Annotated in this window: 10 protein-coding genes; all 10 read left to right on the top strand. The window is 62.0% G+C overall.

Going from position 1 to position 12,054, the window contains the following annotated elements; genetic code table 11:
- Window positions 1-129 precede the first annotated feature (129 nt).
- Window positions 130-486 carry a DUF2237 family protein gene (locus DQG19_RS11100; RefSeq protein WP_116126322.1) on the top strand — a complete coding sequence of 119 codons (357 nt, stop codon included), beginning with the start codon at window positions 130-132 and terminating at the stop codon, window positions 484-486.
- A gap of 1,650 nt (window positions 487-2,136) precedes the next feature.
- Window positions 2,137-3,384 (top strand): efflux RND transporter periplasmic adaptor subunit, encoded by a 1,248-nt coding sequence (locus DQG19_RS11095; protein ID WP_116126321.1) that lies wholly within the window; start codon window positions 2,137-2,139, stop codon window positions 3,382-3,384.
- Window positions 3,384-4,883 (top strand): TolC family protein, encoded by a 1,500-nt coding sequence (locus DQG19_RS11090; RefSeq protein WP_116126320.1) that lies wholly within the window; start codon window positions 3,384-3,386, stop codon window positions 4,881-4,883. Before DQG19_RS11095 ends, DQG19_RS11090 begins: the two co-directional genes overlap by 1 nt.
- A 169-nt stretch (window positions 4,884-5,052) precedes the next feature.
- The gene (locus DQG19_RS11085; protein ID WP_116126319.1) at window positions 5,053-5,718 is read left to right on the top strand and encodes an ABC transporter ATP-binding protein; all 666 of its coding nucleotides are present in this window, start codon (window positions 5,053-5,055) and stop codon (window positions 5,716-5,718) included.
- 209 nt (window positions 5,719-5,927) lie between these two features.
- Window positions 5,928-7,259 (top strand): ABC transporter permease, encoded by a 1,332-nt coding sequence (locus tag DQG19_RS11080; protein WP_116126318.1) that lies wholly within the window; start codon window positions 5,928-5,930, stop codon window positions 7,257-7,259.
- 11 nt (window positions 7,260-7,270) lie between these two features.
- On the top strand, window positions 7,271-8,452 hold the full coding sequence (locus tag DQG19_RS11075) for an ABC transporter permease (protein WP_116126317.1): 1,182 nt from the start codon (window positions 7,271-7,273) through the stop codon (window positions 8,450-8,452).
- Window positions 8,453-8,571: 119 nt separating this feature from the next.
- Complete coding sequence (locus DQG19_RS11070; RefSeq protein ID WP_116126316.1) at window positions 8,572-8,955, top strand: hypothetical protein; 384 nt, start codon at window positions 8,572-8,574, stop codon at window positions 8,953-8,955.
- A gap of 42 nt (window positions 8,956-8,997) precedes the next feature.
- Complete coding sequence (locus tag DQG19_RS11065) at window positions 8,998-9,378, top strand: hypothetical protein (RefSeq protein WP_157974456.1); 381 nt, start codon at window positions 8,998-9,000, stop codon at window positions 9,376-9,378.
- Between the two features lie 5 nt (window positions 9,379-9,383).
- Complete coding sequence (locus tag DQG19_RS11060; protein ID WP_198661730.1) at window positions 9,384-10,733, top strand: sigma-54-dependent transcriptional regulator; 1,350 nt, start codon at window positions 9,384-9,386, stop codon at window positions 10,731-10,733.
- 24 nt (window positions 10,734-10,757) lie between these two features.
- A complete protein-coding gene (locus DQG19_RS11055) occupies window positions 10,758-12,029 on the top strand; it encodes a sensor histidine kinase (protein WP_116126313.1) in 1,272 nt (423 codons plus the stop codon).
- Window positions 12,030-12,054: the final 25 nt, after the last annotated feature.

Here is a 12,054-nt window from a genome sequence, read left to right as displayed (position 1 = left end):
ATTTTCTTCGGCGGGCGGCAGGCACCAACGCGGGTGGCGGGTCCGCGGGTGCAATATTGGGGGGCGGCGGCGGCGAACGTGGGTACCGTGGCCCGTGTTCCATCCCCGTAGACACCTAGCTTATCTCCCGTGAAGAACGTCCTTGGCAATGACCTTATCGCCTGTTGCAGCGATCCGCTGACCGGCTTTTACCGCGACGGCTACTGCCGCACCGGCCCCCTCGACAGCGGGCGCCACGTGGTTTGCGCCATCATGACGGAGGAATTTCTGGAATTTACCAAGGCGCGCGGAAACGACCTTAGTACGCCCATCCCCCAGTACGACTTTCCCGGCCTGCGGGCGGGGGATGCCTGGTGCCTCTGCGCCCTGCGCTGGAAGGAGGCCTACGACGCCGGCGTGGCCCCGCCCGTCAAGTTGGAGGCTACCCACGAATCGGTCCTGAACTTCATTGACTTTGCGGCGCTGCTGGAGCTTAAGCTTGCGTAGTTGCTGGTTTAAAGGGGTCACTGCGCTGCGGTATAGGGTTTGATGGATAGCGCCTGCGGCGGCGCCAAGGTGCCTTATGGTGGGAGGAGTTTTACCACAGATCGCCTGGGACGGCACGGGCGCCCTTTGAAGTGGGACAAGTTTTACCACAGATCGCCTGCGGCGACACGGGCGCGCTTTGAAGTGGGAGAGGGTTTACCACAGATCGCCTGCGGCGACACGGAGGCGCTGCGCTTAGGCACGGATTTGCACAGATCCGCGCAGGGCTGATGCGGAAACGCGAGTTGCTGACGCGGGATTACACTGAGGGGGCCAGACCTGCGGTCTGACCGCGGCTCCGGCACGCGTTGCGCCAGGATCGTACCAGCATCTGTGTGACCAGCGGCCACCGAAATAACCAAAACCATACGTGGTTGGTGCAACTCGCCCTTGCGGCCGCCCGGTGGCCGGGCCCCGAACCGGCGTGAAGAAACCTACACTGTATGAGCCGGGGTGAGCAAAACGGGAAACCAGTCAGCAACCTGCGGCCGCGGACATCGTCGGAGCGGGAGGTGCCGACGCGAGTTTGTAGGTTTTAGCCGGTTCGGGGTGTGGGCACCGATCAGGCGGGCGCACAGGCTTGATCTTTTGGTTCTTTTCCATCAAGGGAAAAGAACAGAGGGCGGCGATTTACCGGCGGGATGGAGTTTACCACAGATCGCCTGCGGCGGCACGGAGGCGCTGCGCTTCCACACAGATTAACACAGATTCCCGCAGGACTGATGCGGAGGCCCGCAGTATTGAGGGTGGATTACGCAGATTGGGCCGGACCTGCGGTCTGGCCGCGGGACCGGCGCGCATTGCTCCGGAGGAATCAACACCCATCTAACTACCAAAAGACACCAAGTTGACCAAAGAGTCAGACGGGTAAGGAGGACCGCCCTTGCGGCCGCCCGGTGGCCGGGCCCCGAACCGGCGTGAAGAAACCTACACTGTATGAGCCGGGGTGAGCAAAACGGGAAACCAGTCAGCAACCTGCGGCCGCGGACATCGTCGGAGCGGGAGGTGCCGACGCGAGTTTGTAGGTTTTAGCCGGTTCGGGGTGTGGGCACCGATCAGGCGGGCGCACAGGCTTGATCTTTTGGTTCTTTTCCATCAAGGGAAAAGAACAGAGGGCGGCGATTTACCGGCGGGATGGAGTTTAACACAGATCGCCTGCGGCGGCACGGAGGCGCTGCGCTTCCACACAGATTAACACAGATTCCCGCAGGACTGATGCGGAGGCCCGCAGTATTGAGGGTGGATTACGCAGATTGGGCCGGACCTGCGGTCTGGCCGCGGGACCGGCGGGATATGGTTTCACACAGATTGCCTGCGGCTAACACGGAGGCGCTACGCTTCAGCACAGATTAGCTTCGCTGCTACCTTTGGCGGTTTCGCAGATTCCTGTAGGGCTAATGCGAGGCGCGCGGGACTGATGCGGGATAGCACGAATTGGGCCAGACCTACGGTCCGTCCGCGGCAAAACTCGGGATAGTGTTCCTGCCAATCACGTGTCCGCCAGCAAACACGAGGGTGTCCGATACCGAACACATAGTATATTCATCGATAAGTAATCCCCTGACATTCAGTGATGGTTTTTTCTGGCACGAATCCTGCCAGCTATTGGGCATGGATCGTACCCTAGATACAAAAACAGTCAGCCGACGCAAGCGAAAAACTATTCTCAAATGGGTGGTGATCGTGCTGCTCGCGGGGGCCGCCGTCTGGTTCGGGCTGCGGTGGCTGCGTCCCTCGGCCGACGAGGATAGCCTGCGCTTCGCTACGGTGGAGCGGGGTGAGGTGGTCAATACCGTCAACGCTACGGCTACCGTACTCCCCGCCTTCGAAGAACAGATCAACTCGCCCGTGGCCACCACCATCGACGAGGTGATGCTGACGGCCGGATCCGAGGTGAAAGCGGGCGAACTGCTCATGAAACTCGATCGCGACTACGTACAGTTGCAGCTTGACGGGCGACGCGACCAGCTGGCCGTCAAGGAGAACAGCATCGGGCTACTCAGTCTCGAGTACGAGCGCGACCTGAAGGAACTCACCTACAATGCCGAAATAAAGGAACTGGAGCTGGCCGCCGCCACCGCACAACTGGCCGACGCCCGACGCCTGCTGGAAGTCGGAGGGGCTACCCAGGAAGAAGTAGAGGCCGCGGAACTGGCCGTCAAGATCAGCAAGCTGGAGTCGCAAAAGCTCAACAACCAGCTTGACTACGCCCGCAACAGTCTCGCTGGCAGAAAACGGGCATTGCAACTCGAAGTCGGCATGGAGGAGAAGGAAGTCAGCCAGCTCAGCCGCCGCCTCCGGGAGACCGAAGTGCGCGCGCCCCGCGCCGGCGTCGTCACCTGGGTCAACGAGAACATCGGTCAGCAGGTCACCGAGGGCACCGCCCTGGCCCGGGTGGCCGACCTTGGCCGCTACCGCGTGGAAGCCAGCGCCTCCGACCGCTACGCCGATCAGCTCGCAGTGGGCCTGCCCGTGGAGCTGCGTATCGGCACGGAGCGCCTGGGGGGAACGATCGCCGCCATCCTGCCGGAGGTGAGCGAAAACCTGGTCACCTTCCGGGTCGATCTGGAAAATCCCAGCCACCCCGACCTGCGCCCCAACCTGCGCACCGAGCTCTACGTGATCACCAACCGGATCGAAGACGCCCTGCGCGTAAAGAACGGACCCGTCTTTCGCGGAGGGCGTACCCAGTCGGTATTCGTGCTGAATGACGGCGAAGCTACCCGTCGTGACATCGACCTGGGGTTACGGAACGGCGACTTCGTGGAGGTCACCGGAGGGCTAGAGGCCGGCGACCGCATCATCATCTCCGACGCAAAATCACTGGAGAACGTCACCTCCTTCAAACTGGAAGAGTAATGAGGAACGTACCCCACCGCGCCCGCTACCAATGCACCCTGCTGCTTGCGCTGCTGCTTTGCACCTGCGTTTCGGCGCAGAACGTCCTGTCTGCGGATGGTATCCTAGCGCTCTCCGAATTGCAGGCCGCCGCCGCCGCCCGCGCCGAACAGGTGCTGATCGCCGAGCAGCAGCAGCGCGCCGCCCGCCTGGAACTCGATGCCTTCGAGGCCGGCCTCAAGCCCCGCCTCGACCTGGCCGCCACCTTACCTAACTACTTCCGTACCTCCACCGAAGTCACTCAGGACGACGGCACCATTGCCTTTCGCGAGATCGAGCTGAATAACTCCTCGATCTCCCTCATCGCCAACCAGCGCATCGCGGCGACCGGTGGCCTCATCGGCCTGGAAACCCGCCTGCAGCGTACCGACAATTTTGCCCAGGACACGAAGAGCTACAACGGGAGCCCCGTGCGCCTCACCTTCCGCCAGCCCATTCTGGCCTTCAATCCCTGGAAATGGGACCGCCGCTTGCTCCCCCTGCAACTGCAGGTGACCGACGCCGCGCTACAGGCCGCCCGTGCCGATGCCGCCCTCGATGCGACGGAGCTGTTCTTCAATCTGGTGAGCGCCGACCAGGAGCGCCGCATCGCCGAAACCAATCGGAGTGCCAACGCGACGCTGTACGACATCGCGACCGAGCGCTACAAGCTCGGGCAGATCACCCGTGGCGACTTGGTACAACTGGAGCTCGAGCAAGCCAGCGCCGAGCAGAACCTGCTCCGGGCCGAGCGCCTGGTCGGCCGCGCTTCCGCGGATATCCTACAGTACCTGGGGCGGCCATACGATGGACAACTGCTGCAACCCGAAGCCCCCACCGCAACCGATGAGCTGATCGAACTGGACATCGCAGCGGCCCGAGCGCTCACCCTGCTGGCCCAGCGCCCCGAGCTGCTCCAGATCCGGCAGCGGGTACTCCAGGCCGAGCGGGAAGCCGACCGTATCAAGCGCGACTACGGCCCCCGCCTCGACCTGAACGCCAGCATTGGCCTGATCCGCAACGCAGACGAGCTGGAGCCCGTGTACCGCGACCCCCAGAACGAACGGGTAGTGAGTCTGACCTTCGCTGTGCCGCTGCTCGACTGGGGCGAACGCCGCGCCCTCAACGAGCGTGCGCAGAGCGAGATCGAACTGTCGCGGCAACTCGGAGACCGTCGGGAAAACCAACTGGAAGGCCAATTAACCCAACTGCTCGACCAGTGGGCCACCCTCCAGGAAGAACTGGTGCTCGCCACCCGCATCCGCGATCTGGCCGAGGAGCGCTTCCGGATCAGCCAGGAAAGCTACACCCTCGGGGCGATCCCCCTGACCGACCTCACCTTCGCCCAGCAAAACCGTGACCTGAACACCCGCGCCTACGCCGAAACGCTTCGCGCCTACTGGCTTACCTACGCGGGGCTGGAGCGGCTTACCCTCTGGGATTTTATTAACAATCGTCCTCTGTATGAATCCCTGGATTAGTGAATTGCCGGATTGGCGGATTGCCGGATTGCCGAATTGCCGGATTACTGCGTTGACCCGCACCCACCCGAGCCCAGCGAGGGGAAAGAGATGCACCAACGCAGTAATCCACCAACGCACCAACGCACCAACGCACCAACGCACTAATCCACCAACCAACCCACCAACAATGATAGAGCTACAAAACATCTCCAAATCCTACCGCACTGACACCATCGAGACGCTGGCCCTGCAGCATATGAACCTCTCCGTCCCCGCGGGTGAGTTTCTGAGCATCATGGGACCCTCTGGCTGCGGCAAATCTACCCTGCTCAACATCATGGGGCTGATCGACGAGCCGACGGAGGGTAGGGTAGCGCTGGCGGGAAAGGAAGTGACTAACTACAACGGTAGCAAGGTGGCCCGCTTCCGCAACGAGCAGCTGGGCTTCATCTTCCAGAGCTTCCACCTGATCAACGACCTGTCGGTGGTGGACAATGTGGAACTGCCGTTGCTGTACCGTCGGGTAAGCGGCAAGGAGCGGCGGCGGCTGGCGCTGGAGGCCCTGGAGCGCGTGGGGCTGAGCAACCGCGCCAACCACTTCCCGACCCAGCTGTCGGGCGGGCAGAAGCAACGAGTGGCCATCGCCCGGGCCATCGTAGGTCGGCCCAACATCATCCTGGCCGACGAGCCGACCGGTAACCTCGACAGCCACATGGGCGACGAGATCATGGACATCCTTACCCGCCTGAACCAGGAACTCGGCACCACCATCGTGATGGTGACCCACGACGAGCGGATGGCTAAAAAGACCCACCGACTGGTACGGCTTTCGGACGGAGAGCGGGTCAGTTGATATACGATATACGATTCTCGATATGCGATTTGGCTACCGCATGTCTTTGCTCTTTACGCTCGTGGACTTCCGCCCTTCGCCGGCTCGACTCCTTAAGGCGGTAGCATACGAGCGTAGCGAGCAGATAACGGCGGTAGCAAATCAAATATCGAGAATCACATATCAAGGCTCGCATATCAACCTTAGAAGACGGAAAAGCAGCTTAAACAATGATAAAAAATTACCTAACCCTAGCCCTTAAGGTCCTCCGGCGCAAGCCCTTTTATACCTTCATCAGCCTGTTCGGCATCAGCTTTACGCTGATGATCCTGATGCTCGTCACGTCGATGGGGGACGCCCTCTTTGGCGCCCATAAACCGGTATCGGATCTGGACCAACTCGTGTACACCCCCTTCATCGAGCGCTACACCGAATTCTACGACACCACCTACACCGTAGATACGATCGTGATGGACGACGGCGCACTGCGCTTCGACAGCCTGCAGAGCGTCGAGCCGAACGGGAGTATGAACAATTCGAACGGGCCGATGAGCTTCCACTTCCTGGACGAGCACATGCGCGACTTTGAAAATGTAGATAGCTATACCTTCTTCTCCGACGCTTCCCACATCGACGCCTACCTGGACGGACGCAAGGTCAGCCTGAATACCTACTACGCGGACGCGGGCTACTGGCAGGTATTCGACTTCGATTTTATCCACGGTCTGCCATTCGGGCCGGACGATGTCGAACAGGGTAATAAAGTGGCGGTCATCACCGACCGGGCCGCGCGCAACTATTTCGGCGAGGTTTCCGCCGCCGTTGTCGGCAGCGAGATGGAGCTGGGCAGCGAACGCTTCCGTGTCGTCGGCATCGTAGAGCGGCCCCTGATCGACGACCGGACCGTGCGGGGCGACATCTTCCTCCCCGTCACCACCATCGACAACCGGCAGTACACCTCGACCGAGATGTATGGCCCTTTCCAGGCCGTCTTCAAGGCTACCGCCCCGGGCAAGCGCGAATCGATCAAGCAACAGATCGAATTCCTGGCCGACAATTTCGAAATGCCGCCGGAGAGCGACTACGAGAACATCCGCTTCCGGCCGGGAACCTACGTGGAGATCTTTGCCGGTAGCACGGTGATGGAGAACGACTACGACAAAGCCAAGCTGATGCTCTTCATCCCCGTGGCGGTGCTGCTGTTTCTCTTCCTTGCCCTGCCGCTACTCAACCTGATCAACCTGAATATCAGCCGCGTTTATGAGCGCAAGTCGGAGATCGCCGTGCGCAAGGCCTTCGGGGCGGACAGCCGCGACATCCTCTACCAATTCATTTTCGAGAACCTGGTACTCACCTTCATCGGTGGCCTCATCGGCCTCGCCCTGGCCGTACTCGTCATCAAATACGTGAACGCCAACGACCTGCTCGGCATCGTACGACTCTCGTTTTCGGTACAGAACTTCTTCTACTTCCTCCTCGTCATCCTGCTCTTCGGTTTGTTCTCCGGCCTGCTGCCGGCCTACCGCATGAGCCGCACCAACATCGGAACCGCCCTCCGCTAACTCCCCCCGCCATGCTCAGCCATCTGCTCAAACTCATGTGGAACAAGCGCCGCGCCAACGGCCTGATCTTCCTCGAAATCCTGCTGGCCTTTGTCGTGCTCTTCGGCGTCTACGCCTTCGGTTTCTACAACCTGGACCGCTACAGCTCGCCCCTGGGCTTCAGCTACGCCAACAGCCTGGGCGTCAGGGTCGACATCGCCGATGACCTGGACTCCCTGGCCAGTATCGAGCTGCAACGGCGCATGGTGCGGGAGGTAGGTGCCCTGCCGGGCGTAGCCTCGGTCAGCATGCTCGGGCCCATCAACCCTTTCGGTGGAAACACCTGGAGGACGGGCAGCGACGACAACGGCTTTGACCTGAACACCATGATGGTCTTTGCCGACGAGCACTTCGCCGAAACCATGGAATTGAAGTTTCGGCAGGGCCGGTGGTTCACCGTGGCCGATGGCGCCGGCAAGTACGATCCCATCGTGGTCAATGGCAAGTTCATCGACCAGTACTACCCCGACCGCGAGAGCATGCTGGATTCCGTCATCCAGATCAACGGAGAGAAAAAGATCGTCGGGGTGGTCGAGGACTATAAGTATCACAGCAACTTTGCCGAGAATATGCCCCTCACCTTCTTCACCCAGCAGGAATACAACCCCGACGGTACCGACCCCTTCGAGCAGTTGGTCATCCGTGCCGAGCCGGGCCGCACCGCCGAGATCGAGGAACCCCTCTACAACCTCCTTACCGACCTGACCAAGAATACCGACGTGGTGATTTGGAACATGGCCCAGGACCGCATCAAGGCCAACCGCCCGGTGGTCATCCCACTCATCATTCTGATCTCCATTTCCGCCTTCCTCCTCATCAACATTGCCCTCGGCCTGTTCGGTGTCCTTTTCACCCAGATCAGCCACCGCCGTGCCGAGATTGGCCTGCGCAAGGCGATGGGAGCTACGCCCGTCGAGATCACGACACAGTTCGTCCTCGAGATTTTGATCGTTACGGCCGCAGGCCTACTCTTGGGGACGTTCTTCGCTGTGCAGGTGCCGTTGCTGGAACTACTGCCGATCCCCGACCGCTTCTTTTACCTCGGTATCGTAGCGGCCATCGTGACGATCGTGCTCATCGTCGTGCTCTGCGCCCTCATCCCGAGCCGGCAGGCCGCGCGGCTCCATCCGGCGCTGGTACTGCACGAGGAGTAACTTTTTAGCACCGTGGGCCGTGTGATCCGCGACGGCCCGGTAGGGTGTGTAACCATCCAACGAAAGCCCCGGTAGACTACGTCATACTACTGACCCTCACTTCGACAACCCATCCAGACATGCTTTTTCAGTACCTGCTTCTCGCCCTCTTATTTACGGCTTTCTTCGCTCCCGGCGACGCGCAACGGTCGAGCCGGTACCTCGTGACCGAGATCACCGAAACCGATACCTACAACCTCACCGTCCGCCTCGACGAAAACCGTGAAGCGGATATGCTGGACTACATGGAGGCCCTTACCGGACAGGACCTCTCCGAACCCGGGGCCGAAACCATCACCGCCGAGAACGACGGCATCAACCTGACCTACCTAGCCAGCCGCCACATGCTCGTGCTTTCCACGTCCGCCCCCTCGGCGGACAACGCCGACCGTGCTCACCGCATCGGCGAGGAACTGAAGCGAAGCCTGAATATCGGACCCGATGGGGCTGCCGGAAAGCAGTAAGGTGACCCGTGACCATCCCAATCCAAAAGACCTACCACTATTATGAAACCCATGCTCTTCACCTTCCTGCTCCTCCTCGGCACCTGCGTCAGCGCCCAGCGCAGCGCCCAGACCGAATTGGAAGACGGCACCCACTATACCTATACGCTGAAGTCGGACGCGGTGGACCGATTTGAACTCGTACAGGCATTCGCCCGCGCCAGCGGAGTGACGGTGCACCCTAGCTTCTCCGGCGACTGGACCACCACCGACAGCGACGGTATCGAATACAGCCTCAATACCCCCCGCCACTTCCTGGCCATCCGGTACCGCGGGGACGATGCGGCCACGACGGAGGTCGCCCGTCGCAAAGCAAGGGTGATACGCGAAGACCTTCACCTGCCGCAGGAGGCCCCGACGCCGGAACGCGGCGGAAAAATCTAGTTAGCATCAGCAACATCCTCATTATCGACGACGACCGTACGGTCTGCAAAAGCCTCGAGCTGCTGCTCAAGCGGGCCGGATACACGGTAGACAGTATCCACGGGCCGGCGGACGCCCTCGACCGGGTGCGTAGCTTCCGCCCCGACCTGGTGCTGCTCGACCTTAACTTCTCCGTGGAAACCACCGGCCGGGGCGGAATGAAGTTGCTCGGTGAGCTGCTGCGGGCGGTCCCGGAACTGCCCGTCATCCAGATGACGGGCTGGGCCACGGTGCAGCTGGCGGTGGAGGGCATGAAGGCCGGCGCGCGCGACTTCATCGCCAAGCCCTGGGACAATCACGAGTTGCTCAACGCCATCAAGACACAGCTGGATAACTCCCGTGGTTCGTGGGGCGCGGACGCGGGTGCGGGGCCGGTAGGTAAGGAAGACCCCTTTGGCTCCATCGTCGGAAATTCGCCGGCGCTTACCGCCGTCCTCGACCAGGCGCGGCGGGTGTCCGCTACCCAGGCCCCGGTGCTCATCACCGGCGAGAGCGGTACGGGCAAGGAACTGGTGGCCGAAGCCATCCACGCCGCGAGCCGGCGCAATGAGGCGCCCTTCGTGGCCGTCAACCTGGGGGGGATACCCGAGGGCTTGTTCGAGTCGGAACTGTTCGGCCACAAGGCCGGCGCCTTTACCGACGCACGGGCGGACCGCAAGGGGCGCTTCGAGCTGGCGGAGGGGGGTACGCTCTTTCTCGACGAGATCGGCGACCTGGCCCCGCCCGCCCAGGTAAAACTGCTGCGCGTGCTCCAGGAACGGCAGTACGAGCGGCTGGGAGAGAGTAGATCGCGCGCCACCGACGTACGCATCGTCAGCGCCACCAGCCGCAACCTTTCCGCGCGGGTAACGGCGGGCAGCTTCCGGGAGGACCTGCTCTACCGCATCAACCTTATTCACCTGCACTTGCCGGCCCTCCGCGACCGGCCCGACGACGTGGCGCTCCTCGCCGAGCACTTCCTGACGTCCGCGCGCGGGCGCTACGACCGACCGGAACTGACCTTCGAGCCGGCCGCCCTGCACTGGTTGCGCCGCCAACCCTTCCCGGGCAACATCCGGCAGCTACAGAACCTGATCGAGCGGACGGCCATCCTGGCGCCGGAAGAGAGGATCACGGCCGACCAGCTGGAGCGGCAGTCGGGTACCCAGGGGCCGGTCACGAACTTCGCTCCTTCGGGCGTTACCCTTGAACAGATGGAGATCAAAATGATCCGGACTGCCCTGGCCCGCAACGACGGGGAGATTACCGCCACGGCGCGGGAGCTGGGCATCACCCGGGCGGCGCTGTACCGCAGGATCGAGAAATTTAAGATTTAAAATTTCACATTTTAAATTGAGGGCTTGTCCGCCGCCGCCAAATACATCGTCTACCTCGTCGCGCTTCACCTGGTGATCGGAGGACTGATCTACCAGGTGGTGGGGAAGGGGCCGGTCCTGCTGCTTGTGGAGATGGTCCTGCTCCTCTCCGCGTACGTAGGCTACCGGCTGTACGAGGTGCTGGTGGCGCCGCTGCAGCTGCTGAGCCGGGGGGCGGGTGCACTGGCCGACCAGGACTTTTCGGTAAAGATGACCAAGTCGGGAAGTCCGGAAATCGACCGGCTCGGGGAGGTGTACAACCGGATGATCGATCAGCTGCGCAACGAGCGGGTCACGGCCCGGCAGCGGGAAGACTTCCTCGACCAGCTCGTGAATGCCGCGGAGGTGGGAATAATCATTCTGGATTTCGACGGCCGCGTTGAATCGGAGAATGCGTGGGTGGCTGCGCGGCGGAGCGGGAGTCCGGAATTCGCCGCGGCGGTGCTCGAGCCCAGTCTGGCACTCGGGGCGGGGGAGAAGCGGCTGTTCAGTACGCCCGACAATCGCCGGGTGCACGCCGAGAAGGCCTCCTTCGTGGACCGCGGTTTCGAACGGGGGTTCGTGGTCCTGCAGGACGTGACGGCCGATCTGCTGCGCGCCGAAAAGGAGGCCTACGGAAAGGTGATCCGGATGATGGCCCACGAAGTGAATAACTCCAACGCGGCGGTAGTTTCCCTTTTGAAGACCATACTGGAGGTGGCCCGGGAGGAGGATCCCGAGTTGGGGGACATCGCCCGTGAGAACCTGCCCGCCGTGATTCTGCGGGCCGAGAACATGACCGCCTTCATGCGCAACTTCGCCCGGGTGGTCCGACTGCCGGCCCCGGCCCGCGAGCGGGTCGACCTGAACGACATCCTGCGTGGCGCCACTGAAGTGATGGTATCCCTGCTGAGCGAACAGGACATCGCGCTGACCACCGATCTGCCCGCCGCGCCGGTGTGGCTCCGGGCCGATCGGGCCCAGCTCGAGCAGGTAATCATCAATGCGCTGACTAACGCGCGAGAAAGTATCGGCACCGGCGGCCGCATCCACGTGAGCAGCCGGTCGGTACCGGCGGGTTTCGTGATCGGCGACGACGGGCCCGGCATACCCGAGGCGGCAGCGGGTCAGCTCTTCACGCCCTTCTTCAGCACCAAAGCTGCCGGGCAGGGTGTGGGCCTGACCCTCACCCGCGAGATTCTCGAAAATCACGGCGCCACGTACCGGCTGGCCACGGAAGCCGACGGCTGGACGCGGCTGCGGGTGACGTTTTCGTGATCGGACATCGGATGTGCTGCACATC

Origin of the sequence: Lewinella sp. IMCC34183 (assembly GCF_003390915.1) — a bacterium.
GTDB lineage: Bacteria > Bacteroidota > Bacteroidia > Chitinophagales > Saprospiraceae > Neolewinella.
The sequence above is the reverse complement of the archived record's forward strand: the minus strand, read 5'-3'. Positions and strand labels throughout refer to the sequence as shown.